Annotated in this window: 21 protein-coding genes; 10 read left to right on the top strand and 11 right to left on the bottom strand. The window is 63.6% G+C overall.

Features of this window, described 5'->3' with window-relative positions:
• Positions 1-95: 95 nt before the first annotated feature.
• From yjjX to ACFQL3_RS13550, 4 genes are all read right to left on the bottom strand, one after another.
• Positions 96-617: an inosine/xanthosine triphosphatase gene (yjjX, locus tag ACFQL3_RS13565; RefSeq protein ID WP_377055169.1), complete on the bottom strand. Its 522-nt coding sequence runs from the start codon at positions 615-617 to the stop codon at positions 96-98.
• Positions 618-685: 68 nt separating this feature from the next.
• On the bottom strand, positions 686-1,834 hold the full coding sequence (gene aroC, locus ACFQL3_RS13560) for a chorismate synthase (RefSeq protein ID WP_377055167.1): 1,149 nt from the start codon (positions 1,832-1,834) through the stop codon (positions 686-688).
• A 60-nt stretch (positions 1,835-1,894) separates the two neighbouring features.
• Positions 1,895-2,953: an NAD(P)-dependent glycerol-1-phosphate dehydrogenase gene (locus ACFQL3_RS13555; RefSeq protein ID WP_377055165.1), complete on the bottom strand. Its 1,059-nt coding sequence runs from the start codon at positions 2,951-2,953 to the stop codon at positions 1,895-1,897.
• 140 nt (positions 2,954-3,093) lie between these two features.
• On the bottom strand, positions 3,094-4,107 hold the full coding sequence (locus ACFQL3_RS13550; RefSeq protein ID WP_377055163.1) for an NAD-dependent epimerase/dehydratase family protein: 1,014 nt from the start codon (positions 4,105-4,107) through the stop codon (positions 3,094-3,096).
• Positions 4,108-4,343: 236 nt separating this feature from the next.
• Between ACFQL3_RS13550 and ACFQL3_RS13545 the strand changes: the two genes are divergently transcribed.
• A complete protein-coding gene (locus ACFQL3_RS13545) occupies positions 4,344-4,991 on the top strand; it encodes a bacterio-opsin activator domain-containing protein (RefSeq protein WP_377055161.1) in 648 nt (215 codons plus the stop codon).
• Between the two features lie 4 nt (positions 4,992-4,995).
• On the opposite strand, the gene gltB is transcribed toward ACFQL3_RS13545, so the two are convergent.
• From gltB to ACFQL3_RS13530, 3 genes are all read right to left on the bottom strand, one after another.
• Positions 4,996-9,528, bottom strand: coding sequence for a glutamate synthase large subunit (gltB, locus tag ACFQL3_RS13540; protein WP_377055159.1), 4,533 nt, complete (start codon positions 9,526-9,528; stop codon positions 4,996-4,998).
• A gap of 187 nt (positions 9,529-9,715) precedes the next feature.
• Positions 9,716-11,176, bottom strand: a complete 1,461-nt coding sequence (locus ACFQL3_RS13535; protein ID WP_377055157.1) for a DUF4397 domain-containing protein — start codon at positions 11,174-11,176, stop codon at positions 9,716-9,718.
• Positions 11,177-11,518: 342 nt separating this feature from the next.
• Entirely contained in the window at positions 11,519-13,441 is a 1,923-nt protein-coding gene (locus tag ACFQL3_RS13530; RefSeq protein ID WP_377055155.1) for a beta-CASP ribonuclease aCPSF1, read from the bottom strand.
• Positions 13,442-13,827: 386 nt separating this feature from the next.
• On the opposite strand from ACFQL3_RS13530, the gene ACFQL3_RS13525 reads away from it, so the two are divergent.
• Entirely contained in the window at positions 13,828-14,316 is a 489-nt protein-coding gene (locus tag ACFQL3_RS13525; RefSeq protein WP_377055153.1) for a hypothetical protein, read from the top strand.
• An 18-nt stretch (positions 14,317-14,334) separates the two neighbouring features.
• On the opposite strand, the gene ACFQL3_RS13520 is transcribed toward ACFQL3_RS13525, so the two are convergent.
• Complete coding sequence (locus ACFQL3_RS13520; protein ID WP_377055151.1) at positions 14,335-15,459, bottom strand: DUF7344 domain-containing protein; 1,125 nt, start codon at positions 15,457-15,459, stop codon at positions 14,335-14,337.
• A gap of 188 nt (positions 15,460-15,647) precedes the next feature.
• Here ACFQL3_RS13520 and proS point away from each other — a divergent pair, with 188 nt between their 5' ends.
• Positions 15,648-17,099, top strand: a complete 1,452-nt coding sequence (proS, locus tag ACFQL3_RS13515) for a proline--tRNA ligase (protein ID WP_377055149.1) — start codon at positions 15,648-15,650, stop codon at positions 17,097-17,099.
• 15 nt (positions 17,100-17,114) lie between these two features.
• Here proS and ACFQL3_RS13510 read toward each other — a convergent pair whose 3' ends face one another.
• Positions 17,115-17,921, bottom strand: a complete 807-nt coding sequence (locus ACFQL3_RS13510) for an endonuclease III domain-containing protein (RefSeq protein WP_377055147.1) — start codon at positions 17,919-17,921, stop codon at positions 17,115-17,117.
• Between the two features lie 145 nt (positions 17,922-18,066).
• Between ACFQL3_RS13510 and ACFQL3_RS13505 the strand changes: the two genes are divergently transcribed.
• From ACFQL3_RS13505 to ACFQL3_RS13495, 3 genes are all read left to right on the top strand, one after another.
• Positions 18,067-18,450, top strand: coding sequence for a translation initiation factor IF-5A (locus ACFQL3_RS13505; RefSeq protein WP_377055145.1), 384 nt, complete (start codon positions 18,067-18,069; stop codon positions 18,448-18,450).
• Entirely contained in the window at positions 18,451-19,257 is an 807-nt protein-coding gene (speB, locus tag ACFQL3_RS13500; protein WP_377055143.1) for an agmatinase, read from the top strand. It abuts the gene before it with no gap.
• A gap of 77 nt (positions 19,258-19,334) precedes the next feature.
• Positions 19,335-20,102, top strand: coding sequence for a Nif3-like dinuclear metal center hexameric protein (locus ACFQL3_RS13495; protein ID WP_377055141.1), 768 nt, complete (start codon positions 19,335-19,337; stop codon positions 20,100-20,102).
• A gap of 177 nt (positions 20,103-20,279) precedes the next feature.
• Here the strand turns inward: ACFQL3_RS13495 and ACFQL3_RS13490 are convergent, their stop codons facing one another.
• Both ACFQL3_RS13490 and ACFQL3_RS13485 read right to left on the bottom strand, forming a co-directional pair.
• Positions 20,280-20,693, bottom strand: a complete 414-nt coding sequence (locus ACFQL3_RS13490) for a DUF371 domain-containing protein (protein ID WP_377055139.1) — start codon at positions 20,691-20,693, stop codon at positions 20,280-20,282.
• Positions 20,694-20,748: 55 nt separating this feature from the next.
• On the bottom strand, positions 20,749-20,928 hold the full coding sequence (locus ACFQL3_RS13485) for a hypothetical protein (protein ID WP_377057151.1): 180 nt from the start codon (positions 20,926-20,928) through the stop codon (positions 20,749-20,751).
• A 105-nt stretch (positions 20,929-21,033) separates the two neighbouring features.
• Between ACFQL3_RS13485 and ACFQL3_RS13480 the strand changes: the two genes are divergently transcribed.
• The 4 genes from ACFQL3_RS13480 to ACFQL3_RS13465 all read left to right on the top strand — a co-directional run bounded on the left by ACFQL3_RS13480 (position 21,034) and on the right by ACFQL3_RS13465 (position 26,439).
• Positions 21,034-22,884: a glycoside hydrolase family 2 gene (locus tag ACFQL3_RS13480; protein ID WP_377055137.1), complete on the top strand. Its 1,851-nt coding sequence runs from the start codon at positions 21,034-21,036 to the stop codon at positions 22,882-22,884.
• A gap of 308 nt (positions 22,885-23,192) precedes the next feature.
• Positions 23,193-24,089, top strand: coding sequence for a coiled-coil protein (locus tag ACFQL3_RS13475; RefSeq protein WP_377055135.1), 897 nt, complete (start codon positions 23,193-23,195; stop codon positions 24,087-24,089).
• Between the two features lie 165 nt (positions 24,090-24,254).
• Positions 24,255-25,241, top strand: a complete 987-nt coding sequence (sppA, locus tag ACFQL3_RS13470; RefSeq protein WP_377057106.1) for a signal peptide peptidase SppA — start codon at positions 24,255-24,257, stop codon at positions 25,239-25,241.
• A gap of 46 nt (positions 25,242-25,287) precedes the next feature.
• Complete coding sequence (locus ACFQL3_RS13465) at positions 25,288-26,439, top strand: DUF373 family protein (protein WP_377055133.1); 1,152 nt, start codon at positions 25,288-25,290, stop codon at positions 26,437-26,439.
• Positions 26,440-26,460 lie beyond the last annotated feature (21 nt).

Here is a 26,460-nt window from a genome sequence, read left to right as displayed (position 1 = left end):
CGGACGGCTAACTCGGCGCAGTCATGCGATTTTGACACCACAACCCCCCGGAACGAACCCCCGGAGTAGCCCCGTTGGTACGGCTGGTTAATCGCTCATCGGTCGTACTCGCTCGTGACGAACGGACCCAGCGCGCTGGCAACGGCGTGGACGAGCGCGGAGCGTCGCGAGATAGCGTTCCCCGTCAGGACGCCAGCCGCACCCTCCTGCTCGGCGACGTCCGACCGATCCAGTTCGTCGTCGAGAATCGGCCCGAGTTCCTCGCCGGCGTGCAGACGCTCCCCGATCCGCGTGGGCAGGGGTATCGTCGGCCCGCCGCCGCGGACCAGCTGATCGCCGTCGGTGACTGCGGCCCACATGATCAGCGAGAGACCGGGTGTTGCCTCAGTCTCCTCGACACCGCCCTCGATGCCAACCGCCAGATCGTAGTATCCGGCGTCGATTGCCCGCGTGGCACGGTTCTCGGCACCCTCGATGGTCTCCGCCTGGCCCCACGGCTGTTCGGGAACCCCGGAATCGACGGCGATACTCTCGACCTGGACGCCAGGGATACCGGAGAGAGCGTCTTCGACGGCGCTGATCTTGACCGGATTCTTGCTGCCGACAGCGACACGCATTGCTGATGGGCAGGTGCTCGGCGGAGGTGTAACCAACGGTTCCGCTCGCCGGTAACAATGAGTTCGCGCTACTCGCGGGGGTTGCTCGGGTGGTAGTCGGTGTCGTACTCGCCGAGGTCGCCGTCGACGCGGTCGGGGTTGATCCGCCCCGAGAGCAACATGAAGTCCACGAGGGTCAGCGCGAGCATCGCTTCGACGACCGGAACGCCTCGCGGTGGAAGCACGGGGTCGTGGCGGCCGATGACCTTCTCCTCCTTGAGTTCGCCGGTCTCCCAGTCGGCGGTCTGCTGGCTCTTCGGAATCGAGGTCGGGGCGTGAAGCGTCACCTCGCCGTAGATCGGTTCGCCGGTCGTGATGCCGCCCTGAAGGCCGCCGTGATCGTTCTCGACAGGCGTGGGGGTGCCGTCGTCGTCGAACTCCCAGTCGTCGTTGCGCTCCTTGCCGGTGTACTCGCGGGCCTCGCGACCGAGGCCGAACTCGAACGCCGTCGTGGCGGGCACGCTCATCATCGCCTGGCCGAGTCGTGCCTCGACCGAATCGAATCGCGGCGCACCGAGTCCTCGCGGGAGTCCTCGAACCTCGAAGTAGATTGAGCCACCGATCGAGTCGCCCTCTTTCTGGTACTCTTCGATCAGTTCCTGCATCTCGGCGGCCGCCTCGGGGTGGGCACACCGCACGTCGTTCTCCTCCGAATGTTCGAGCATCTGCTCGAAGGAGACCTCGGGCGCTTCGACATCGCCGATCTGGTTGACATGCGCCTTGAGTTCGACGCCTTCCTGTTCGAGGAGTTTCTTTGCGACGGCACCAGCAGCGACCCAGTTCACTGTCTCGCGCGCCGAGGAGCGCCCGCCGCCGCCCCAGTTTCGCGTGCCGAACTTCGCCGAGTAGGTGAAGTCGCCGTGTGAGGGCCGGGGCGCGGTGATGAATGGCTCGTACTTGCCAGACCGGGCGTCCTTGTTCTGGATGACCATTCCGATGGGCGTGCCCGTCGTGTAGCCGTCCTGTGTACCGCTTTTGATCGAGACGGCGTCGGGTTCGCCGCGGGACGTCGAGATCATCGACTGTCCGGGCTTGCGCCGGTCCAGGTCGCCCTGGATGTCCTCCTCGGAGAGTTCGAGGCCTGCCGGACACCCCGAGATGGTGACGCCCATCGCCTCACCGTGACTTTCGCCGAACGTGGTCACCTGAAAGAGGCGACCGAATCGATTCCCGTTCATTATCGTTCACTGAGGGGGCCGGACATTTAGATGTTGCAATACTGCGCCCCGGTCCGACAGTCAGATCACACCGGTCTGTTTGGCGACCTCCCGCGCGGCCGTCTCGTCGATGCCGTCGCCCAGGATGGTGTAGCGGTCCCGGATCTCGTGGGCGGTCGTCAGCGCCTCGATCACTTCGTCCTCGTCGAGGTTCAGTTCCGCCGCAGTCGTCGGGGCGTCGATGTTCGCCAGCGCGTCACGGATATCCCGCCAGAGACCGTTCTCGCCGCTGTGCAGGTAGGCGGTCATGATCGATCCGACGCCGACCTGATGACCGTGGCTCGCCCGGCCCGGCGCGATCCGGTCGAGTTGGTGCGAGAAGAGGTGTTCCGCGCCGCTGGCGGGCCGTGAGGAGCCAGCGATGCTCATCGCGACGCCCGAGGAGACCAGCGCCTTGACGACGATCCAGGAGGATTCTTCGAGGCCGGGCCGGATCGAGTCGGCGTTACCCACCAGCATCTCGGCGGTCATCTCCGAGAGTGCGGCGGCGTACTGGGAGTACGGCGCGTTCTTGAGTCGGTAGGCGAGTCGCCAGTCCATCACCGCGGTGTAGTTGCTGATGATATCCGCACAGCCAGCGGTCGTTAGCTCCCAGGGCGCGTTCGCGAGGATTTCGGTGTCCGCGACGACGGCCAGTGGTGGCTCGGCGGCGACGCTGTGGCGGGTCCCTTCCTCTGGAACCGAGCCACGATTGCTGACGATGCCGTCGTGGCTGGCCACCGTGGGGACGGAGACGAACCCGCGGCCGACGTCGTCGCTCGCCATTTTCGCGATGTCGATGGCCTTGCCACCGCCCAGACCGATCAGGAAGCCGGGGTCGACCTCGCGGGCACGGTCGATCACCCGCTCGATGGCGTCGAAACTCGCCTCCTCGACGACGACGACCGCCGGCTCTTGATCCCACGACGCGAACTGGGACATGATCCGATCGCCCGCGATTTCGTATGGCGTCGGACTGGTGACGATCAGGGGCTGGCCCCGCAGGTGGAGCTCCTCGATGGCTTCTGCGGTCTGCTCTAGAACGCCGTGGCCGACGAGGACGTTCCGGGGGAGCCGGATCCACGTCGATTTATCGAACATACCCGAAGCGTCTCAGTCCAGCGTGAAATGGGTTTCTCCGTTTGCCGGGAGTGGTCGGGTGTTTCTCGGCGGGTCCGGCAATCGGGGCACGAACCGAACTACTGCGCTTCGAGCGCCGTCATGATCCGAGACCGGTCCGATCAGAGCGTATCCAGCACACCCAGCACCCGTTCGGTGTCCGTCCTGTCCGGACCGTTCTCCCGCCCCATCCGGTCGCTCGCGAGATGATCTTCGACGGCGCGTTCGTATCCCTCCTCCACACTGATCGGATCCCAGCCCAGATCGGCCAGTTTCGACGTCGAGAGGATGTGTGGGTACGACCGGTACAGCGGGAACTCCTCCATCCCGATGCCGGCGGTCGCCAGTTCGCGCTCGCCCGCGGTGACGATGTCGACGTCGGCGTCCTCGACACCGGCCGCCGCGAGCGTCTCCGAGATGGTCTCGACAGTCTCGCCGAGCGTGAGCATCCGACGGTCGCCGACGTTGTACGCCTCGCCCGTGTCGCCCTCCTCGGCGACGACCCGGAGCGCCTCGGCGACGGCCGAGACCGAGACGCGGTGCCAGACGTTCGAGCCATCGCCCGGGACGAGGACGCGGTCGTGATTCAGCACCCGGTCGATCCAGTAGTCGGTGCGTGCGGTGTAATCGTGGGGGCCGTAGACGATACAGGGCCGGATACTCATCGCGTTGACACCCCGCTCGGCGGCGGCGAACACCGCTCGGTCGCCCTCGGCCTTTCGCGGGCCGTAGCTCTCGGGTGAGTCGTCGAGTGCCTGCTTGTCGGTACACTCACAGAGGCGCGTCTCGTCCTCGCGTTTCGGAATCTCCTCGTCGCCGTACGCTGAGCCACTGGAGATGTAGACGTAGGCGTCCACGTCATCGAACACACGCGTTGCGGTCCGGACCTCGCGGGGCTTGTACGCCACGCAGTCGATTACGATGTCCGGGTCCAGCGCGGCCGCCTCCGCCATGTCGCTATCGTCCGTGCGGTCCCCCTCGAAATGGGAGACTGCGTCGGTGTCCACGAAGGGATTATCGTGGTTCCCGCGGTTGAACACGGTTACCTCGTAGTCGTGTGTCAGGAACTCCTCGACGGCGTGACGGCCGATAAAGCGCGTCCCACCGATGACCAGAACGTGGTCGGCATCGTCCATGCCTGTGGCTTCGCCGCGGACCACAAAACAGTGCCGGAGGCCGCTTCCGTCGCACGGGTGGTTGTATATTCAAGCCGTATCGTTATAGGTAATGGCTACAAACAATACCATGCACGGGTTCGGACGGTCCGGATCCGCTGGCTCTGACATGGCCACAAAACGGGGCCTAGCCCCGTGATTTTCGCGCATCGATTAATCACCCGCATAGTTATACATACGGCTTTCATGTAGGCTATATGATTGCAGAATTGCGCTCTAACGGATCTATGCTGCAGTCGGCGCTGTCGGATGCACCGCGGATGACGGTACAGTTTGATCATATGACTGCAACGGATACAGTTCCGCCCCGGAAGTTTTTCTGGGCACGCGGGGGCGACTTCGAGGCCTTCGAGGCGGGGTTAGACGATGATCCATCCGTTCGGGACCCCGAGCGGATCACGAAGACGCAGGATGGCAGATACTATCGGGTCGTCTATCCCTCAAACCACCCTGACATCGAGGCCCATCGTGCGGCCGTCGAACTGGACGTAGTCGTCCTCGATGCCACATCGAGCGGCGACGGCTGGACCGGTCGCCTTCGGTTCCCGGATCGCGGCTCGCTAAACGACTGGTGTGACCGCTGTGAAGCCGCCGGGATCTCCGTCGATGTCGAAGCGGTCTACGATCAGGAGCGCCAGCCACCCGAGTGTCCCTACGAACTCACCGATCAGCAGCGGGAGGCGCTCGTGGCCGCGGCGGGCAACGGCTACTTCTCCATCCCTCGGGAGACGTCGCTGGCGGGCGTCGGCGAGGAACTCGACATATCGAGCCAGGCGGCATCCGAGCGGTTACGGCGTGGAATGGTGACGCTGATCGAAAATACGCTCTGCGAAATCGAGGAGTAGTCAGTCAGTCGTCGCTCGAAGCCAACCGACCGCCCGCTGCGGTCGCCTTCGGCGTTGCACTGGACGGGAGCGTATCGCGGACGTCGTCCGCGCCGTCCTCGAGCACGCGCGAGTAGGCGTCGGGCATGATCTTGACGAACGAATCGAGCAGGTCGTCCCAGTTATCGAGCACCCACTCGGCCTTTTTGCTGTCCGTGTAGGCCGCGTGGTTCTCGATCAGACGGCGCAGCATCGGAATGTCGCCGTCTTCCAGGTCGTGTTCGACCGAGACCATTCCGCGGTTGACCGAATCCGGGAAGTCGCCCTCTTGATCGAGCACGTAGGCGATACCGCCGGACATCCCGGCCGCGAAGTTCCGGCCGGTGTCGCCGAGCACCGCGACGACGCCGCCGGTCATGTACTCACAGCCGTGGTCGCCGACGCCTTCGACGACAGCCTTGACGCCCGAGTTTCGGACGGCGAAGCGTTCGCCCGCCATGCCATTGACGTACAGTTCGCCCTGAGTCGCGCCATACAGGGCGACGTTACCGATAGCCATGTTGTCGGCTGGGTCGTAGCTGACTTCCGACGGCGTCGAGACGGTGAGTTTCCCGCCGGAGAGTCCCTTGCCGACGTAGTCGTTGGCGCTTCCAGTCAGATGCATCGAGACGCCGTCCGCGAGGAACGCCCCGAAGCTCTGTCCGGCCGTCCCGTGCAGGTCGACCGAGATCGAATCCTCGGGGAGCCCGTCGCCACCGTACTCGGTCGAGACGGCGTTGGCGAGGGTCGCTCCCACCGCCCGGTCGGCGTTCGAGATGTCGGCCTCGACGGCGACCGGTTCGCCCGTATCGAGGGCGGGTTCGGCGGCCTCGATCAGTTCGTGATCTAGCTGTTCGTCGACCTCGTGGGTCTGTTCGCGGGTCTTCCGGTGCTGGTCACCCTCTGGCTCGTAGAGCACCTCCGAGAGGTCGATGTTCTTGGCTTTGGGGTGGTCGACGTCGGTACGCTGGTCGAGCAGGTCGACCCGGCCGATCATCTCGTCGACGCTCTCGAAGCCGAGTTCGGCCATGATCTCGCGGAACTCTTGGGCGATAAACGTCATGTAGTTGATGACGTGTTCGGGTTCGCCCGGGAACCGGTTCCGAAGCTCCTCGCGCTGGGTGGCCACCCCGACCGGGCAGGTGTTCTTGTGACACTGGCGGGCCATCACACAGCCTGACGTGACCAGCGAGGCCGTCCCGAAGATGTACTCCTCGGCACCGAGCAGGGCGGCGACGGCGACGTCGCGGCCGGTCTTCATTCCGCCGTCGGCGCTGACGCGGATGCGGTCCCGGAGGTCGGTCTCGACGAGCATCTGGTTTGCCTCGGCGAGGCCGAGTTCCCACGGCAGACCCGCGTTCTTGATCGAGGTCCGCGGGCTCGCACCGGTTCCGCCGGAGTGGCCCGAGATGTGGACCACGTCGGCGTTGGCTTTCGCGACGCCGGCCGCGATGGTACCGATCCCCGCCTCTGAGACGAGTTTAACGTTGATGTCGGCGTCGGGACTCGACGCCTTGAGGTCGTGGATCAGCTGTTTGAGGTCCTCGATGGAGTAGATGTCGTGCAGCGGGGGCGGCGAGATGAGGCCGACGCCCGGCGTCGCGTACCGGACGTGTGCGATCATCTCGTTGACCTTCATGCCGGGCAGGTGGCCACCCTCGCCGGGTTTCGATCCCTGCGCCATCTTGATCTGGAGTTCGTCGGCCTCCGAGAGGTAATGCGAGGTGACGCCGAAGCGGCCCGACGCGACCTGCTTGACGGTACACTCCTTTTCGGTGCCGAAGCGCTCCGGTGGTTCGCCGCCCTCGCCGGTGTTCGACTTCCCGCCGAGGCGGTTCATCGCGATGGAGTTGTTCTCGTGGGCCTCCGGCGAAAGCGATCCGAGACTCATCGCGGCCGTCGAGAACCGCTGTACGACCTCGTGAACCGGTTCGACGTCTTCGACCGGGATCGACTCCTGTTCTTCGGTCTCGAACTCGAGCAGGCCGCGGAGGGTCTGCAGCGTCTCCTGCTGGTTGTTGATCTGCTCGGCGAACTCCTTGTAGCGCTCGTAATCGCCCGAACGCACCGACTGCTGGAGGATGCCGACCGTGTCCGGGTTCCACTGGTGGTGGATCCCGTTCGAGCGGTGCTCGAACTCGCCGTAGCGGTCGATCTCCGGCTCGTCGTCCCAGGCGTTCTTGTGGCGGTCGGTGAGATCCTGTTCGATCTCCTCGATACCGATCCCCTCGGTACGGGCCTCGGTGCCCTCGAAGTACTCGGCGACGAAGTCGGAATCCAGGCCGACAGCCTCGAAGATCTGTGCGCCCTGGTAGCTCTCGACTGTCGAGATGCCCATCTTGGCCATCGTCTTCAGCAGGCCGTCCTCGACGGCGCCGACGTAGGCGTCGACAGCCGTTTCGATCTCCGCGCCCTCCTCGCCAGCGACGATGTCGTCGATGGTGCGGTAGGCGAGATACGGGTCGATTGCGTCCGCGCCGTAGCCGATCAGCGTCGCGAAGTGATGGACCTGCCGCGGCCCCGCCGACTCGACGACGAGACCGGCGTGGTTGCGAAGTCCGTTCCGGACGAGGTGGTGGTGGACCGCCCCCGTCGCGAGCAGTGCCGGGATCGGCACCTGGTCCGACCCCGTCGAGCGGTCCGAGAGGACGATAATCTCGTGCCCATCACGGATCGCCGCCTCTGCGTCCGCGCGGACGTCTTCGACCGCCGCCTGTAGGTCGGTGCCGCGGTCGTAGGTCATGTCGACGACTGCGGTCGAGAGACCATCTAGCGCGCTTTCCTTGATCGCTTCCGTCTCGGCGTCTGTGAGAATCGGCGAGTCGACGATGAGTTGGCGGGCGTGGGCCGGCGACTCGTCGAGGAGATTACGCTGGTGGCCGATCCGGCTTTCCAGACTCGTCACCAGTTCCTCGCGGATGTAATCGAGCGGCGGGTTCGTCACCTGTGCGAACAGCTGTTTGAAGTACGAAAAGAGAGGGCGGTTGTAATCCGACAGCACCGACAGCGGCGTGTCGTCGCCCATTGAGCCGACGGGATCCTTGCCGTCTTTCATCATCGGCTCGATCATGTTCTCCAGTTCGTCGTGGCTGTACCCCTGAGTGGCCTGGTGAGACCGCAGTTCGTCGATGTTGTTGCGCGGGGCCAGGTCTTCGAGGTCGGCGATGTCGCCGATGTGGACCTGCTGGTCGTCGACCCACTCGCCGTACTTCTCGTCGGTGAGGCTCTCGAACACTTCGTCGTCCGGAATGACGCGTCCCTCGTTCGGATCGGCGAGGAACAACTGTCCGGGCTGGAGACGGCCGCGCTCTTCGATGTTGCCGTAGTCCGGTTCGAGCGCGCCGGCCTCGCTCGCCATGATCAGCGTGTTGTCGGTCGTGACGTCGTACCGGCAGGGCCGAAGCCCGTTGCGGTCGAGCACCGCGCCGACCCGTTCGCCGTCGGTCGCACAGACGAGCGCAGGGCCGTCCCACGGTTCGACCAGCGAGGCGTGGAAGTCGTACCAGTCTTTCCGGTCGTCGTCCATGGTCTCGTCGCCGCGCCAGGCTTCGGGGACGAGCATCCGCAGGGCGTGGGGTAGCTCTCGACCGTCTTCCAGCAGCAGTTCGAGCGCGTTATCGACGCTCGCGGTGTCGGACTGGCCGGGGTCGTTGATGATCGGTTTGAGCGTCTCGACCTCTTCGCCGAGGTGCTCGCTTTCGAGGTCCGTCTCCCGAGCGCGCATCCAGTTGATGTTGCCCTGAATCGTGTTGAACTCGCCGTTGTGGATGATGTTCCGGTACGGGTGGGCGAGATGCCACGCGCCGAGCGTATTCGTCGAGAACCGGGCGTGTACCATGGCGAACGTCGATTTGACCTGCTCGTGGCTCAGATCCGAGAAGTACTCCCCGACCTGATCGCCTTTGAGCAGGCCCTTGTAGACGAGCGTTTGCCGGTCGAGCGAACAGACGTAAAACCGATCGCTCCCGTCGGGCGACTCGTCCTCGACGCTGTTTTCGAGTTCTCGCCGGGCGGCGTAGAGTCGTTTGTCGAACTCGTCGTCAGTCAGTTCCTCCGGCGGCGAGACGAAACACTGCCACGTCGCCGGTTCGGAGTCCAGCGCGGTCTTGCCGATGTCGCTGTTGTCAGTGGGAACGGAGCGCCAGTGGGCGACGTCGAGGTCGTAGTCGGCGAGAACGCTCTCGACGATGTTTTTCAGTTCCGACTGTGCACTGCCCTCCTTCGGGAAGAATATCGAACCGACCGCATACCGCTCGGGCAGTTCGGCATCGACGACCGCAGAAAAGAACTCTCGTGGCGTCTGGAGCATTACACCTGCCCCGTCACCGGTGTTCTCTTCCGCTCCAGTCGTCCCCCGATGTTCGAGGTTCTCCAGCAGTTCGACGCCGTCCGCGACGACATCGTGAGAGCTACCGTCGTCAAGATCCATGACGACGCCTACACCGCAGTTGGACCGCTCGTCGGTGGGGTTGGCGAGACCCCCCGACCGGTCCGTAGTCGATTCACGTTGCTCAGACATTGTATGCGATAGTGAACCGCTCCCATAAGACGCTACTCCTGAATGACTAATGGTTTTATATACACATGCAAGGGGATATAAGGCATTTTATCTACATGGTTAATACTACTTATTGTGAAAGTCCACCATGATTTGATGCGGTAAACTCGATACTCACCCAGAAAAATAGCGGTGACGGCGCAGTGTCTCAGAGGCTACTCGAATCGTCGTCCGTCCCGCCGTCAGAATCGTCTCCAACTCCGCTGTCATCGTCGCCCATGCCGTCGTCCTCGTCGTCGTCACCCATTCCATTGTCTTCGCCGTCGTCATCGGCTTCTGCCGTCTCCTCGACAGCCGCACTGGGTGTAAGAGCGTCGACATTCAGCAACAGGTCGAACCCTGTATCGGAGTCGCCCATGCCTCCGGAGTCGCTGCCGTTGTCTTCGGAGTCGCCTATGCCTCCGGAGTCGCTGCCGTTGTCTTCGGAGTCGCCTATGCCTCCGGAGTCGCTGCCGTTGTCTTCGGAGTCGCCTATGCCTCCGGAGTCGCTGCCGTTGTCTTCGGAGTCGCCTATGCCTCCGGAGTCGCTGCCGTTGTCTTCGGAGTCGCCTATGCCTCCGGAGTCGCTGCCGTTGTCTTCGGAGTCGCCTATGCCTCCGGAGTCGCTGCCGTTGTCTTCGGAGTCGCCCGCTCCCGCAGAATCGCTACCGTTGTCTTCGGAGTCACCCATGCCTCCGGAGTCACCGCCCTGTTCCTCGAGGAAGCCGACGGCGAACGCCGAGTAGACGACCCCTGCGTCCAGTGTAACGTCGAAGTCCGCAACCGACTCATCCTGACCCGCTTCGCGAACTTCGAGGGTGTACTCGCCTTCCGCAACGTCGAAGGTCTCGGAGTTACCAAACGTGAGGCCCTCGACAAGGGGGTTATCGTCGGCGACAATGTCGACCTCCGGCGCATCGGGTGAGGCGTGAACCGCGCGAACTCGGCTATCGCCGTCCGCGAGTTCGCTGAGGTCGGCTTTCTGTACACTGAGTTCTAGCTCTTGGTCGGCGTCCTCGGCCGCCTCCCCTATGACAGCGGCGGTTACGATGCCCGTAGAGACCTCGATCTCTTCGTCGATGACGGCGTCCTCCGTGGGGTCGACATCGCTGCCCGCTCCGTCATCGCCGCCCATACCGTTCCCGTCGTCCCCTGTTCCGGTACCGTTGCCCCCTCCGTCGTCGCTGCCTATTCCGTCCCCGTCATCCGATCCGTTGCCCGTTTCATTACCGTTGCCGTTACCCACTCCATTGCCCTCGCCCGCTCCGTTGCCCGTTCCGTCGCCGCTACCCATTCCAGTACCGTCGCCCGCACCGTCGGCCCCCCCGACTGGGACGATCTGGACCGTGTACTCCCCCTGGAGCAGTGCGAGGTAGTCGCTAAAGTGTCGGAACGCGACGTCTTCGAGCACGCGAGCGCCGTTTACGAACACGTCGACGTTCGGTGCGTCCGGCGAGGCGTGCACTGCGTTCACTGCCGCGAATTCGGCATCGCCGTCGCCGTTGGACTCCTCGGTGTCGTCTTCCTCATCGTCTTCCTGTTCGTCAGCGAGCGATACACCTGTAGCCGAGAGTACTGCTGCTGCACCGGTTCCAGCAAGCACTGTTCGTCGTGTTACGTCTGTCGACATGACCCGCTTGCGACTACAGGAGCCTCGCAAAAACCCGTAGTTAGTGGAAATATCGCGGTTTGATTGGTTAAACTGTACGACGCCTGCTATCGGTTGACGAGCGACAACAGGTTTGCTTGTCTCTGTAATATGCATTAACGAGCGTTAGCCCCTCACTGTAGGCGTTACTGAGCGTTAACTCGTCTCTATACGCGTTACTGAGTATTAGATCATCTCTATCAGCATTAGTAAGAATTTGCTCGTCTCTGTTAGCGTTGCTAAAGGTTCACTCGTCCCTGTTAGCGTTACTAAACGATCGTTATCCGAACGCAAACAATCGCGCGCGCCGGCGTTTCGGCCTGCTCACAGGAACCGGAACGTTTCGAGGTTCTTCGGCGCAAACGTCCGGATGTTGTGCTCGTGGTAGAGCGCCGAGGAGAGGTCCTGCGTCGAGGACTCGTCGCCGTGGACACAGAGTACCTTCTCGGGTCGGGGATTCATCGTCTTCACGAAGTTCATCAGTCCCTGACGGTCGGCGTGGCCGGAGAAGCCGTCAACCGTCTCGACGTCCATATTCAGACTGATCTTCGAGGCGCGCCCGCTGTCGGCGTCGTTCATCGGCACCTCGTCCCAGCCGCTTTGGAGGCGTCGGCCGAGCGTCCCCTGGGCCTGATAGCCGACGAAGGTGAGCGTACTTTCCTCCTCGCTCGCGAGGTGGCGAAGCCAGGACATGATCGGTCCGCCGGTGACCATCCCCGACGTCGTGAGGATGATACAGGGGCCACCGTCGGCGACCTCCTGACGTTCCTCCTCGCCGGCGTCGATGTGGTTGAACGCATCGGCGAGGAACGGGTTCTTGTCCTCGTGGAAGATCCGATCACGCAGGTCGTCGCGCAGGTACTCGGGGTAGGTGGTGTGGATCGCCGTCGCCTCCCAGATCATCCCGTCCAGATGGACCGGCATCTCCGGGATGTCACCGCTGCGCATCGCCTCTTCGAGGACGAGCATCATCTCTTGCGACCGGCCGACCGCAAAGGCCGGGATCAACACCTTTCCGCCGCGGTCGTAGGTGTCGTTGATGACCTGCTTGAGCCGGTCTTCGGCGTCGTCCTGATCGGTCTGGTAGTCGTTACGACCACCGTAGGTCGACTCCATCACGAGCGTCTCGACGCGCGGGAAGTCGTTGACTGCGCCGTTGAACAGGCGAGTATCGTCGTAGTGGACGTCGCCGGAGAAGGCAACGTTGTAGAGGCCGTCGCCGATGTGGAAGTGGGTGACGGCGGAGCCCAAAATGTGGCCCGCGTTGTGCAGCGTCAGCTTGACGTCCGGCGCGATATCGGTGACGTCGCCGTACTCCAGCGGGATGGTGTGTTTGATCCCCTCTCGGACCATCTCGGAGTCGTACGGCGGCGTTCGACCTTCCTTCACGGCGACGTCGAGGTAGTCGAGCTGGAGCAGGCCCATCAGGTCGCGCGTCGGTTCGGTGGTGTAGACCGGGCCGTCGTAGCCGTATTTAAAGAGAAGCGGCATGAGCGCGGAGTGGTCGAGGTGGGCGTGCGTGAGCACGACAGCATCGAGATTCTGTGCGCCCGCGCCGAGGGCCTCAGGTACCTGCAGATACGGTACCTCACCCTCCGCGCCGGGCTTGTCGCCGCAGTCGATGAGGATCCGGGTCTCGGGCGTGCTCAGGATGAACGCCGCACGGCCGACCTCGCGACAGCAGCCAAGCGTCGTGATGCGGACGTACTCGTCGTCGGACATCTCCTCGCGGTGGATCTGCCGGCCGACGCGTTCGAGGATGTCACGGCGCTCGTCGCGTTCCTGCTTGAGGAAGTTTCGGACGTTCGAGACCGTCGAGGACTCTATCGGGGGCGTCCGGACGACTTCGGGCGTCCAGCCGACCTCCTTGGTGATGTCCCGGAGCGTTGAACCGTGACGGCCGATCACCATGCCGGGTTTCTCGGCTTCGATCACGACTTCGCCCGTGTCCTCGTGGAAGTCCAGATCCGTGACGCCGGCTTCGTCCGGAATCACGTTCATCACCTGCTCTCTGGCGTCACGCGGGCGTTCGAGGGCGTCCGGATCGGGGCGGACGGTGATGCGTTTACGCAGTTTGCTGGCGAGTTTCCGGATCAGGTCGCCCTGCTGCGCGAACTTCTTCGGATCGCGCGTATAGACGACTAGCTCTGGCCCCTCGTATTTGACATCGGAAACCGTGATATCGGCTGGCAGTTCACTGGTAATCTCTTCGTGTAGGTCGTCGAGTTGTCGATCAACGGAACTCATAGTGGAAACGTCATAGTAGCGTGGTTCGTCCCAGCGACTGTGGGATCATCTGCCCGGGCCTCACTGGATCGTTCGTAAACGAATGAGCGCTTGCGCCACCGCAAGCACGCCAGTAACGGGTGAACACGACGAACTCGCGTCACGCCGTCGGATAGCCACAGGGTAGGCATACTGGATGATCGGTGTCTCTGGGGGATATGATCCTGGTGTATCGGGCCCTTCCCGCACACTCTGCGAGAAGGTCCAGGGAAAACCCGCTTACTCGGCAGTACTCGCCCCGCATTATAAAAATCTTCGCAATATTCGAGGTGAGCCCCCGATTCTGAGCCCGCAAACCGCACAGATGAGGGGCTGAGAGTTAACCGACTCCGACCGAATTGGTGGGTATGCAACTGACGCCCGCTATCGTCGAGCGCGAGTACGAATGGGTTCGCGCACGCGACGAAGCCATCGTCGATCTGATCAACGATACCCGCTCCGAACTTGGAACGGCCTTCGAGACGGCGGTCGACCCAGTCGACAGTGAAACCTACCGTCGCGAGGTCGACGCCGTATTCGCCAACGGTGACCTCGCCGTCAACGTCGCGGCACTCGTCGCTCTATTGCGTGATCTGGACGTTCAGGACGACTACCCCGGATTCGTCGTCGACGAGCTTCTCGGTCGACAGCTTGCGGGTATGATCGCGGGGAACCAGCCGCTCGGCCTGCTCGGCGAGGCGACGTTTCATTACGTAGATATTCATCATCATCCCCCGGACGGGGACGCCGGGAGCGATGATCTCGACGCCGCGTTGGCGGCCGGCTTCCAGACGCGGCTCCCGGGCTGGAACTGGACGGCGACGGCGTCCCCGTTCGCGGTCGCACCCGATCAGTAGCGGTTCAGCCGCGAACCGTCACTCGGCGGCGATGGTATACGCCGCGTCGAGATACTCCACGATACGGTCGACTAGCCGGTCGTCGTAGGTCCAGAACCCGAAGTACTCGTCCGGCGAGCGCTCCTCCGCGAGCAGCGCACAGGAGTTCTCTCCCGAGGGGTCCCGGTAGAGGACGAACCAGACTCTCCCGATGTCGTCGTCGTCGACTGCGACCGTCCCCAGATCGGTGCTATCGAACGGCGTCCAGTCGGGTCGGCCGTACACTTGGACGTCGAGTCCGGTCTCCTCGGCGAGTCTGCGGTATGGCTCGGCCTGCGAGCGAAAGACGGACATCGACTGAAAGCCGGCGTGGAGCTCACCCTGCCCGGCACGCCACGCCCGGTCTTCGATCTCGCGAGACGTCGCGAGCAACTGCGTACGGTCAGTCGTCGCAAACGGGCTGTTCCGGAACAGCCCCAGGAACTGCCTGTACGCCGTTCGGTCAGTGTCGTCGTCCCAGGGCTCTCCGGTCGGTGGCTCGTCGACGCTCGTCAGCACGTCGAGATGACAGAACCGCAGGGCTCCGTCACGGTCGACGACGGCAAAGCCGGGCGACAGTGACGACGGCAACGGTTCGTAATCGATCTGTACGTTCCTGTTGATGAACTGGGAAACGACCTCCTCGCGTGGTTTCGGACTGAATATTTGCACCGGCACCTGTGTATGCTCGACCGTCGCGATGAGGCCGCGAAGCGACGACACGGGTACAGCTACTACTGGATCGGCCTCGAACTCCGGTCCGGCAGGCTGGGTCTCCCCGGACTCCCCCGGTCGGTCTTCGGATGCGTCGGCATCGTCCACGAGGGCGAACAGCCCTTCCGGAAACGTATCGATGGCCACCTCCCGACTTTTGGCGTCGTATTCGATCAACCCGGCCTGCTCTAACTGCGGAAGATGGACGTGATGTAGCTCGATTCTGGTTCGGCGGTAGTCGGCCGCGGTCGCTAGCTGTCCCTCTCCGTGGGTCGACAGTCCGGTAGCGATCAGCGCGAGTCGGTCGACCGTTGTCGTCTCCGCTGCATTTAGATAGCGGAGGACGGACCGCCGTATGGGCTCCGTTAATGATTTCATCACACCCTTCGGTGGGTCCTCTATCGACTGCATATCTTCTGCCCGCCCGTTATAACGGTCCCCCATGCATGTCGTCTATTCTACATTCATGTGACTCTTGCGGTGATTATTGCCGTATACAGAACTGGTTCGTGGAGCGAACCGATTCCCCCGTAGACCCGGTCGCCGCTCGTCCGCCCGGATCGGTTCGTCTATTACCCCGGACGGATACACACCGTACAATGAGCGAGCAAGAACTCGGTATCACCGAGAGCAAGGAGTATGCGACCGGCGACTGGTACGCCGAAGTCGTCCAGAAGGCGAAACTCGCAGATTACGCCCCGATGGGCGGATTCATCGTAACGCGCCCCCGCGGGTACGCCCTCTGGGAGGCACTACAGGACCGACTCGACGGCTGGTTCAAGGAGACCGGCGTCACGAACGCCTACTTCCCGATGTTCATCCCGGAGAGCTTTCTGGAGCGCGAAAAGGACATCGTCGAGGGGTTCGATCCCGAAGTGGCGTGGGTCACTCACGGCGGCCACGACGAACTCGAAGAACGCCTCGCGGTCCGGCCTACCAGCGAGAGCATCATCGCGCCCTTCATGGCCCAGTGGACTCGCAGCCACCGCGACCTCCCGCTTCGCCTGAACCAGTGGTGTAGCGTCGTCCGGTGGGAAGCGACCGAAACGAAGCCGTTCTTCCGCACCAAGGAGTTCCTCTGGCAGGAGGGCCACACCGCACACGAAGCCGAGGACGAGGCCTGGAACGAGACGATGCTCCGCCTCGATCAGTACGAACGGCTCTTCGAGGACGAACTGGCCATCCCGATCATGCGCGGCCGCAAGCCCGAACACGACAAGTTCCCCGGCGCACACACCACGACGACCATCGAGGCGCTGATGCCCGACGGCAAGTCCGTCCAGAGCGCGACGAGCCACTACCTCGGCACCAGTTTCGCAGAGGCGTTCGACCTGACCTACACCGACGAGGACGAGGAAGAGCGGGTCGCCCACACCACCTCGTGGGGGCTCTCCTGGCGCTCGCTGGGCGCGTTGATCATGACCCACAGCGACGATCAGGGCCTCGTCCTCCCGCCGACGATCGCACCCACGCAGGTCGCTATCGTCCCGATCTGGCAGGAAGACACCAAAGAGGAGGTCCTCGAGTATGCCGAGGGGATCGCGGGCGAACTCGAAGCCGCGGGCATCTCGGTCGATCTCGACGACCGCGACGAGCGCAATCCCGGCTTCAAGTTCAACGAACACGAACTCAACGGCATCCCGATCCGCTTCGAGATCGGCCCCCACGAGGTCGAAGACGAGGAGGTCACGCTCGTCCACCGCCCCGACGGCGAGTCGATCGTCGAGGACCGCGAGGATATCGCGGCCACCGTCGAAGCCCACTTCGACGACGTCTACGACAAACTCTACGACGCCGCAGCGGAGAACCTAGAGGAGAACGTCCGCGAGGCCGAAAGTCCCCCCGAGATCCTCGGCACCATCGGCAAGCACGGCGGCTACGTCGAGTGTGGCTGGTGTGGCGACGAGGCCTGTGAGACGGTGATCAAAGACGAGATCGCCGCCGAAATCGTCATGTGCCCGCTGGATCGTGACGAAGAACCCGCTCAGGAGGAGTGTGCGATCTGCGACGACGCCGCCGAGGAGACTGCGTACTTCGCCCGGACGTACTGAGTTACTACCGCTTCCCTACTCTGTGTCGCTCGGATCGACGACCTCGCCGGTATCGGGATAGACGCCGACCTGATCGCAGACGTCGGCCATCGGGCAGGCGTCCGGATCCTCCAGACACGCGGGCTTGCGTGCGGTGCAGAACTCGCGGCCGAACTGGATCGTCGCCGTGTGCCCGAACCCACATTTTTCGGCTGGTACCTCTCCCTCCAGGACTTCCCGCACCTCCTCGTGGTCGGCGACCGGCGGCGCGATGCCCATCCTGCGGTAGATCCGGTGGACGTGGGTATCGACCGGAAAGACGCCGCCACGTCCACCCGCAAACAGCAGGACGCAGTCGGCGGTTTTCGGCCCGACGCCGTGCATATCCAGTAGAACGTCGCGGACCTCGGCGGGCAGTTCCTCACGGACAAAGCCGTCGAAGGCCTCGCTCGAACCGTACTCCTCGACGACGCGGGCGGCGACCTGCTGGATCACCTTCGACTTCTGGTTGTACAGTCCCGCCGAACTGATCGTTTCGGCGAGTTCGGAGCGCTCGGCGTCTGCGAGCGACACCGCGAGGTCGCCGTCGCCGCCGTAGCGGTCGATCAAGGCGTCGTGGGCTGGCTGGCTGGCCTTGTCGCTCGTGTTCTGACTGAGGATCGTTCGGACGAGACACTCGAAACCGTCACGGCCCCCGTAGGCTTTCTGCCAGTAGCGCTCGCCCAGTCGGTCCACGACGAGTTCGGCACGGGTCGCAGACTCGTCCGGGTCGAACGACGCGGTCTGTCCGCCACCTGCAGTGCCGCCACTGATGTTCTCTGCCGGTTCGGGGTCCTCGGTCATGGCTCGGACATATGGAGTCGAGCGACTTCAGCGATCCGGAGGAGACACGCTATCATACCGCTGATGACCTCCTCTCTGAATGCCGAGAAACCCGTCGCTCCGACTTTCCAAACGGTTTATACCGTTCGGTTGTTAATCCCGCGGTATGGCGAAAACGCAGAAAGAAGTTCGGGATCTGCAGGAAGGTAACTACCTCATGATGGACGGAGAACCGTGCAAGATCACCGCCTACAGTACGGCAAAACCGGGCAAACACGGTAGCGCGAAGGCCCGGATCGAAGGCACGGGTGTCTTCGACGGCCAGAAGCGGAGCCTCTCTCAGCCCGTCGATGCGAAGATCTGGGTCCCGATTATCAACCGGAAACAGGGACAGGTCGTCAGCGTCGAGAGCGAGGACGTCGCGCAGGTGATGGACCTGGAGACCTACGATACGATCACTATCAAGACCCCCGGCGATGTTGACCTCTCGCCGGACGACGAAATCGAGTACCTCGAGATGGAAGAGCAGCGCAAGATCATCGAATCGTAGATGTTCCCTGGTGCCGTCGCGGAGCGGGAAGCCGCTGACTACGTGATCGTCGGCGCACCGCTCGACGTCTCTACGACGTTCCAGCCCGGCACCCGATTCGGTCCGGACCGACTCCGGCAGTTCGCCCGGACCTTCGACGACTACGATTCTCACGCCGACTCTCACTTTTCATCGCTCGACGTCCACGACCACGGCGACGTCCACGCCTGGGACGACGCCGCGGAGTACCTCGAATACCTGGAGGGTGTCGTGACCGACGTCGAGTGGGACGATGCCGTTCCCCTCCTGCTGGGCGGGGAACATACGGTCACTGTCGCAGCAGTACGGGCGCTCGATCCGGACATCTTCGTCTGTCTGGACGCCCATCTGGACCTGCGCGAGGAGTACGACGGCAACGAACTGAGCCACTCGACGGTGGCCCATCACGCGCTCGAGGTGGCCGACGAGGCGATTATACTCGGTGCGCGCACCGGCAGCGAGGACGAGTGGGACCGCGCCGCTGACAGCGACGTGACTGTCGTCCCGCCGGAGGATGTCGGTGGCTGGACGCCCCCAGCATCGCTGGCCGACGAGTCGGTCTACCTGAGTGTCGACGTCGACGCCGCCGATCCAGCCTACGCCCCGGGAACCGGGACGCTGGAACCGTTCGGCCTGACCGGGCGTGAGATGCGCGATGTGGTCCGTTCCGTTGCTCCCCAATCGATCGGCTTCGACATCGTCGAGGTGAACGACCGCGACGACGGGCAGGCGGCTACCCTCGGTGGGAAACTCCTCCGAGAGTTCGTGTTCACCCACGCCAACCGGTAGCGGTCGGTCGACTTCGCGGGGAGAGCAGTCCGATCCAGACCACAACGCCCTTTCTCCCGCTTCCCGAACCGACAGCCATGCAACTGACCGAACTCGTCGAGCGGTTCGACGACCGCCTCGACACCGACGCGTACGCGGATGTCGACGCCAGTGCGAACGGCCTGCAGGTCGGTCCCGAGGAAGGATCGATCGAGCACGTCGCGTTCGCGGTGGATGCTGGAGTCGAGACCATCGAGCGGGCCGCCGCGGCCGGAGCCAACGCGATGGTCACCCACCACGGCGTCGTGTTCGGCGGGATGGAGCACGTCACCGGTCCCGAGTACGACCGGATCGAAGCGCTGATCGAGAACGATATCGCCCTCTATGTGTCCCATCTCCCGCTTGACGGGCACCAGGAACTGGGCAACGCCGCGGGAATCGCCGACCTGCTAGAGCTAGCTGATCGCGAGCCGTTCGGCACGGTTGGCGGGGAGTATATCGGACAGCGTGGGCGTCGCGGCGAGCCGATCACTCCGGCCGCACTGGCCGACTCGCTGGAGCAGTCGCTGGACACGGGCGCGGGCGACGTCCAGACGCTCGCGTTCGGCCCGGACCGGATCGAGGAGGTAGCGGTCGTCACCGGCAGCGGCGTCGACTGGCTCGGCGCGGCCGCCGAAAGCGGTGCCGACGCGCTGGTTACGGGCGAGGGCAAGCAGAAGGCGTACCACCTCGCACGCGAGCACGGGATCACCGTCGTTCTCGCGGGCCACTACGCGACGGAGACCTTCGGCGTTCGGAACTTGCAGTCGCTCGCCGAGGAGTGGGGACTGACGACGACGTTCATCGACGAGCCGACCGGTCTGTAGCCGGTCGGCTACCAGGTGTCGCTACTGGCACTCTGGCGAACAGGTGACAGGGCCGCCGCGACGCGGGGCGTCACACACCCGCCTTGCCCGTCGTCGCGGCAGTTCGCTGGGGCATACCGCCCGTCGCCGCGGGTTCGTATATAAACCTGAGGCGTACCGCGGTTCGACCCGCCGGTCTCACTTGACGACGAGTGTCAGCGTTAGCTCCGCGCCGCCAGCAAGCGCGTCGACTATCTCGTCGTCGATGCCGATTGCGCCGTACTCCGCGTTCACCATCACCGTCCGCTCGTCGACGTACTCGCTCGCGCGGGCAACGGCGCTGCGGTCGCTCTCGAAGTTGAGTTCGGGATGGCCGCTGCCGGTCACGGACTGAGTCAGACCGTCGACGTCGACTGTTGCCGTGATCGTCGCGTCGGCGTCCTGGCAGGCCTCGACGAACGCGTCGTCGAAGGATGCTGGCGCTCGGTCGGCGTCGATAGCGAGGATACAGTCGCCTGCAGGGGTGAGAAAGTCGTCAGTCGTCACCTCGAACGTGCTGGCGTGGTCGGCGCTGACGTGCTCGTGACCGACAGCGGAGATGCGTTCTTCCATACGGCTGGATAGCCCGAGGGGGGTCTTCAGGCCGTTCATCTCCGGCGGGATTCGGTCAGTCTTGGACGACGGTGACCGTCACCGCGCCGCAGTCGCACTCGTACGCACGGCGGGTTCCGGCGTCGGTCCGCATCGAGAGCATCAGGTGCTCATCGCCGAGCGCGACGTCGCAACCATCGGCCTCGCACGCACAGTTTAGCTGTTCGAGCATACTACCGACTGCTCTCCCGATCATAGTTAAACTAAGCCGTCCCCGGAGTGAAAGTGAAAGTAAAAGCGAAAGTGAAGACGAACCGGGGAGGGCAAGACCTATTTCGGTGCCGGACACTGGCTGGTAACAATGTTGGGTCAGTGGCTGGCAACGCCGGTCGAACCGAACGAAGAGAACGAGCCACCGACCATGGAGAACCCCCAGCCAGTTGCGGTGCCTGGCCGTCCGACTGCGCTGGCTGGGGCGGACGCCGTGGCATACAGGACGACCTTCTCGGATCCCCGTGACGCGGACGAAACGCGGGCGACCCTCGAACTGAACGGGCTTTACGGGCGCACACGGATCTGGCTCGATGGAACCTTTCTCGGAAGCCACGAGTCGTATTTTACCCCCGCACGGTTCGAGTTCGAGCCGTCTCAGGAGAACGAACTCGTGGTCGAATGTCGTCGACCGACCGACGCGTTCGGGGGCATCTACGAGACCGATCTGCTCCCTGCGGACCGACGTGTGCCCGGGATCTGGTGGGATGCAACGGTCGAGCCACACGGGCCCGTCGCCATCACGGATCTGTCGGTAACCCCCCAACTGGGCGACGACGGTGCGGCGATCCACGCGTCGATCACCGTCGACGCGGCCGAACCGGTCGACGACCGGATCACCCTCTCGCTCCGGCCGGAGGGCTTTCGCGGCGGCGGTACGATGGAGCGCGCTCACGTGGAGGCCGCGGCCGGCGAGCGCGTCGTGGTCGAACGGCGAATCGACGTCCGCGACCCGAAGTTCTGGTGGCCACGCGGGTTCGGCTCACAGCATCGGTACGCCGTCCACGCCAAACTCGGCGAGCAAGAACGGGTCGCCACGACCGGGTTCAGTAGGATCACCTACGACGAGGACGGACTGCTGGTCAACGGGCGTTCGGTGCCAGCCCGGGGGTTCAACGTCCTGCCGGGTGCCGATCCCGGGGAGACGGTCGAGCGGGCACTCGACGCCAACGCCAACCTCCTCCGGGCGCACGCACACGTGCCATCACCCGAGTTCTACGAGGCCTGCGACGAGGCCGGTCTACTCGTCTGGCAGGATCTCCCGCTGACCGGGCCGGTCGAGTACGATCCCGAACGCGGTATCGAGGTCGGATCGGCGCTCGGAGAGGCCTGTGAGTCGTATCCGAGCGTCGCCGCATACGGCGTCCACGACGATCCACGCTCGCCGTTCGACACGCCGCTCGGGTCGGGTCGAGTCGCGCGGACGCGAGTACGCTGGCGCGCGTGGCGAACCTCATTCGATCGGACCTCCGCCGACGCCGTCGCGGACGGCATGGAGACGGACCGGCCCGTTTTCCCCGTCTCCGGACCACCCGGGACGGCCCCCGACGCCGCACATCTCTATCCTGGCTGGGAGTACGGCACCGCCGGGGATATCGGCTGGCTCACCGACACCTACCCGGGTATCGGCGATGTAGTGACGGAGTTCGGCGCGGGGTCGCTAACCGATGTCGACGATTCCCCCGGCGTCCACGCGGCGTTCGAGGGACTCGATGGGACACCGGTCGAGACCCAGCGCGAGCAGGGACGGACCCTCAAACACGTCGTCGAGGCCTTGCGGCGGGACGGCACCGACTTGCTCGCCGCCTTCTCGCTGCAGGACGTCCGTCCCGGCGGGGGAATGGGTGTCGTCGACGCGGCCGGCCACGAGAAAGCGAGTTTCGACGCGATTGCGGCGGCTTACGAACCCGTGCAGGTCGTCGCGGACGAGCCACCGACGGGGGGTGCCGTCGGTCTGACGCTTCTCAACGACACGCACGATCACGTCTCGGGGACCGTCGAGTGGGTAGCAGGGAGCCGGACGGGGACGGTCGATATCGACGTAGAGCCGCTGTCACGCGCTTCGGCCGGCGGTGCGAAGATCGATAGGGACGCCGACGACCTTCGGCTCCATCTGACAGGAGACGGGCTTGACGTTCGGAACCGGTACCAGTTGTCGTGAGCGCCGGGGGGGTTCCGCTCGGTGATATATCCCCTCGATTACGAGTGTGGGGTTTATATACTACGCTAATGTCTTGGTAACGGCTAACACGTCTTCTCAGGCCCCGTGCTAGCTATTTTCACCCTGATAATCACCGATACTTTTAAATTGGATGGGACAGTAGTAGGAGATACCAGAACGTCACCGGCGTTCGGGTAGTATCGCTCGCAGACCAACATGACAGGAACTGCTTATTATCGACCCGTCACAGTTCGTCTGAGCGATTGCTACTCACCGGTGCGGGTATGGCACAGAGGTTTGAACAACACATGGTAGACGCACAACAACTCGACGATTCAGACAACGTCGAACTAACAGAAGAACAGCTCGAAAACAATTCAAAAGGACAGCTCATTAAAATCGCCGGTCAGCTACGGGACCGACGTAACGAGCTGAACCAGCTCGCATCGGACCGAGCCTCGAAACGGGACGAACTCAACGCGAAGACGCGTGAGAAGGTCGACGAGGCACAGGAACACCGCGAGAAACGCGACGAGCTTAACGAGAAGGTTCAGGAGCACAAAGAGAGCCGGAACGAGCTCAACGCGAAAGCAAACGAGCTGTTCGACAAGGTCGAGGAAATGAAGTCCGACCTCGAACTCGACGAGGGCAAGGACCTCGAGGATCTCGAAGAGGAGATCGAGGAGCTCGAATTTAAACAGCAGACAGAAGTTCTCAGCACCGAGGACGAACGCGAGCTTATCGAGAAGATCGAGGCCAAACGCGAGGAGTATAGCCAGCGCAAGGACAAACTCAACCAGAACGACGAGCTAGACGACCTCGTCGAGGAAGCCGAGGAAGTCCGATCGGAGGCCTCCCAGCACCACCAGAAAGTCACCGAACTCGCTGACAAGGCCCAGGAACATCACAACCAGATGATCGAGGCCTACCGCGAGGCTGACGACATCCGCGACGACGCCGACGAGATGCACGAACTCTTCGTCGAGGCCCAGGAAGCGGCCGACCAGCACCACGAAGACTTCGTCCGCGTCCAGAAGCGCCTGCGCGAACTCGACAAAGAGGAAGAAGAAGAGCGCAAGACCGAGCGCGAGAAGGAAAAAGAGGAAGTCGAGCAGGAAGCCGAAGAGATCTACGAGCGGTTCAAAGATGGCGAGACCCTCGAAACCGAGGACCTGATGAAGCTGCAGAAGGCGGGTCGACTGTAATCGGTATCTGCTGATTCTCTGCGGCGTTTCTGATCGTGACTGACCAGTGGCATCGCCGACTGTCGCGCCTGCCACCTAGCCAGTCGAGTATCGTGGTTTTATCACCGACCGACCACCTACACCGGAGTATGACAGGAGGTGTTGCCAGTGGATAATCCGCTTCGGATGCTGGCACAGGTTGGGATCGTACTGATCGGCGCAGTGATTGCAGGCCTCATCGGCTATGAACTGTTCGTGGTCGTCCCGGATTCGACGGCTGAACTGCTCGGTATCCTGCTCGCACTGGGAGCCGTCGGCGTCGGCATCAAACTCGCCGGCAACGCCGCTAGCTCGCTGTTCCCCGGCTACAACGTCGCCGAGGTCGCCGTCGAGGGGCCGATCACGCGCGACGGAGGCGGCGGACCGCTACCCACACAGCCCATTTCGACGCCGGCCGACGACATCGTCGACCAGATCGAACGGGCCGATGCGGACGACAACGTCGAGGCGCTGCTGGTACGGCTCAACACGCCCGGCGGCGAGGTCGTTCCGAGCGACGACATCCGAATCGCGGCCGAGGAGTTCGACGGGCCGACGGTCGCCTACGCGCAGGACACCTGCGCGAGCGGCGGCTACTGGATCGCCTGTGGCTGTGACGAACTCTGGGCGCGAGACATGAGTATCGTCGGCAGCATCGGCGTGATCGGCTCGCGAGTCAACGCGAGCGAACTGGCCGACAAGGTCGGTGTCTCCTACGAACAGCTCACCGCGGGCGAGTACAAGGACGCCGGGACGCCCCTCAAGGAGTTCGAGGAGGAAGAACGCGAGTATCTCCAGAGCCTGATCGACGACCTGTACGGCAACTTCGTCGACCGGGTTGCGGCGGGGCGTGACCTGGACGAGGAGACGATCCGAGAGACGGAAGCCCGGATCTACCTCGGCGAGGAGGCCCTCGGCATCGGGCTGGTCGACGAACTCGGGACTGGCGAGGACGTGCAGGACGCGCTGGTCGACCGGATAGAGGCCGACTCGGTCGACGTCAAAGAGTTCGAACCGGAGCGTGGCCTCCCCGCACGGCTTCGCGGCGGCGCGAGCGCGGTTGCGTACTCGCTCGGCGCGGGCGTCGCCGGCGTTCTCGGTGAGGACGGCGAGGTCGACATCCAGTTCCGGTGAACGGTCGTAGGAGTTTTTATTGCCCCCCGTACATGATGAGTACATAGTGACAACGCTGGTCGTCTGTGTCGACCGGACCGACGATGTCGGCCGCAAGACAGGACTCTCGACTCCCGTCGCGGGGTGGGAAGCCGTTCAATCGCTGGTGATCGATATGGGGCTTGCCGATCCGGAGGACTCCTCGGTCAACAGTCTGCTGGAGTCCCTGCGGGTGACCCGTGAGCTACGCGACGATCACGACGACGCCGTCGTCGCGGTCGTCTCCGGTGCCAGCGATTCGATGGTTAGCGCGGATCGGGCAGTCGCCCGCCAACTCGACGACCTGATCGAGGAGTACGACGTGGAGTCCGCAATCGTCGTCATCGACAGTGCCCAAGACGAACGGCTCGTTCCCGTCGTCGAGAGCCGTCTCCGGGTCGACTCGGTGGACCGCGTCGTGGTGCGGCAGGCCCGGGATATCGAGTCGACGTACTACCTACTCAAGCAGTTCCTGGCTGACGAGGAACTCCGACAGACGACGCTGGTGCCAATCGGCCTGGCGCTGATCGTCTTTCCGGCGCTCTCGATCGTTGCTGGCCCGGCAATGGCACTGGCGACGATCACGACTGTCATCGGCACCTTCCTGCTGTACAAGGGGATCGGTATCGACGAGTATCTCACTCGGCTCGCACGGCAGGCCCGAGACTCGCTGTACTCCGGGCAGGTGTCGGTCGTCACCTACGTCGTCGCGGCGGGGCTGACACTCGTCGGTGTGTTCGCCGGCGTCCTCGCCGTCTCCGAACTCTCCGATCCCGGGAGCGCGTTCATCCAGTCGATGATGTTCGCCTACGCCAGCGTTCCGTGGCTAGCGCTGGCCGCGCTGGCCGCCAGTACCGGGCGACTGCTCGACGAGGTCATCCAGGACGAGAACGTCCGCCCCTCGTTTCTCAATCTCCCGTTCGTCGTCATCGGCATCGGACTGGTCGTCCGCGGCTTCTCCGCGTACTTTCTCGAACGCGGCGGCCGGATTGGCCCCTTCGAGATGCCCGACGTCTCGCTTGGCGTCGTCTCTGTCGAGGGGTTCGCGCTGAGTGTGGGTAACCGACTCGGCGTCTTCGTCCTGCTCGGCGTGCTGATTAGCGTCGTCGGTATCCGCGTCGCGATGTACTTCTCCGGTTCCAGGTTAGAGGACGCGGATGTCGCGGAAGCGGAGGCGTGACGCCTTCGACGGGCATTTGCC

Origin of the sequence: Natronoarchaeum sp. GCM10025321 (genome assembly GCF_042663585.1) — an archaeon.
Classification (GTDB): domain Archaea; phylum Halobacteriota; class Halobacteria; order Halobacteriales; family Natronoarchaeaceae; genus Natranaeroarchaeum.
The sequence above is the reverse complement of the archived record's forward strand: the minus strand, read 5'-3'. Positions and strand labels throughout refer to the sequence as shown.

Bases quoted from the DNA above. Each gene is read 5' to 3' on its own strand.
- ACFQL3_RS13535 (WP_377055157.1), bottom strand. From the start codon at position 11,176: ATGTCGACAGACGTAACACGACGAACAGTGCTTGCTGGAACCGGTGCA.
- proS (WP_377055149.1), top strand. From the start codon at position 15,648: ATGAGCGAGCAAGAACTCGGTATCACCGAGAGCAAGGAGTATGCGACC.
- ACFQL3_RS13550 (WP_377055163.1), bottom strand. From the start codon at position 4,107: ATGGACGATGCCGACCACGTTCTGGTCATCGGTGGGACGCGCTTTATC.
- ACFQL3_RS13475 (WP_377055135.1), top strand. From the start codon at position 23,193: ATGGTAGACGCACAACAACTCGACGATTCAGACAACGTCGAACTAACA.
- ACFQL3_RS13505 (WP_377055145.1), top strand. From the start codon at position 18,067: ATGGCGAAAACGCAGAAAGAAGTTCGGGATCTGCAGGAAGGTAACTAC.
- ACFQL3_RS13480 (WP_377055137.1), top strand. From the start codon at position 21,034: ATGTTGGGTCAGTGGCTGGCAACGCCGGTCGAACCGAACGAAGAGAAC.
- ACFQL3_RS13485 (WP_377057151.1), bottom strand. From the start codon at position 20,928: ATGATCGGGAGAGCAGTCGGTAGTATGCTCGAACAGCTAAACTGTGCG.
- ACFQL3_RS13495 (WP_377055141.1), top strand. From the start codon at position 19,335: ATGCAACTGACCGAACTCGTCGAGCGGTTCGACGACCGCCTCGACACC.
- ACFQL3_RS13490 (WP_377055139.1), bottom strand. From the start codon at position 20,693: ATGGAAGAACGCATCTCCGCTGTCGGTCACGAGCACGTCAGCGCCGAC.
- aroC (WP_377055167.1), bottom strand. From the start codon at position 1,834: ATGAACGGGAATCGATTCGGTCGCCTCTTTCAGGTGACCACGTTCGGC.
- ACFQL3_RS13530 (WP_377055155.1), bottom strand. From the start codon at position 13,441: ATGAGTTCCGTTGATCGACAACTCGACGACCTACACGAAGAGATTACC.
- gltB (WP_377055159.1), bottom strand. From the start codon at position 9,528: ATGTCTGAGCAACGTGAATCGACTACGGACCGGTCGGGGGGTCTCGCC.
- sppA (WP_377057106.1), top strand. From the start codon at position 24,255: ATGCTGGCACAGGTTGGGATCGTACTGATCGGCGCAGTGATTGCAGGC.
- ACFQL3_RS13555 (WP_377055165.1), bottom strand. From the start codon at position 2,953: ATGTTCGATAAATCGACGTGGATCCGGCTCCCCCGGAACGTCCTCGTC.
- ACFQL3_RS13525 (WP_377055153.1), top strand. From the start codon at position 13,828: ATGCAACTGACGCCCGCTATCGTCGAGCGCGAGTACGAATGGGTTCGC.
- ACFQL3_RS13545 (WP_377055161.1), top strand. From the start codon at position 4,344: ATGATTGCAGAATTGCGCTCTAACGGATCTATGCTGCAGTCGGCGCTG.
- yjjX (WP_377055169.1), bottom strand. From the start codon at position 617: ATGCGTGTCGCTGTCGGCAGCAAGAATCCGGTCAAGATCAGCGCCGTC.
- speB (WP_377055143.1), top strand. From the start codon at position 18,451: ATGTTCCCTGGTGCCGTCGCGGAGCGGGAAGCCGCTGACTACGTGATC.
- ACFQL3_RS13510 (WP_377055147.1), bottom strand. From the start codon at position 17,921: ATGACCGAGGACCCCGAACCGGCAGAGAACATCAGTGGCGGCACTGCA.
- ACFQL3_RS13520 (WP_377055151.1), bottom strand. From the start codon at position 15,459: ATGCAGTCGATAGAGGACCCACCGAAGGGTGTGATGAAATCATTAACG.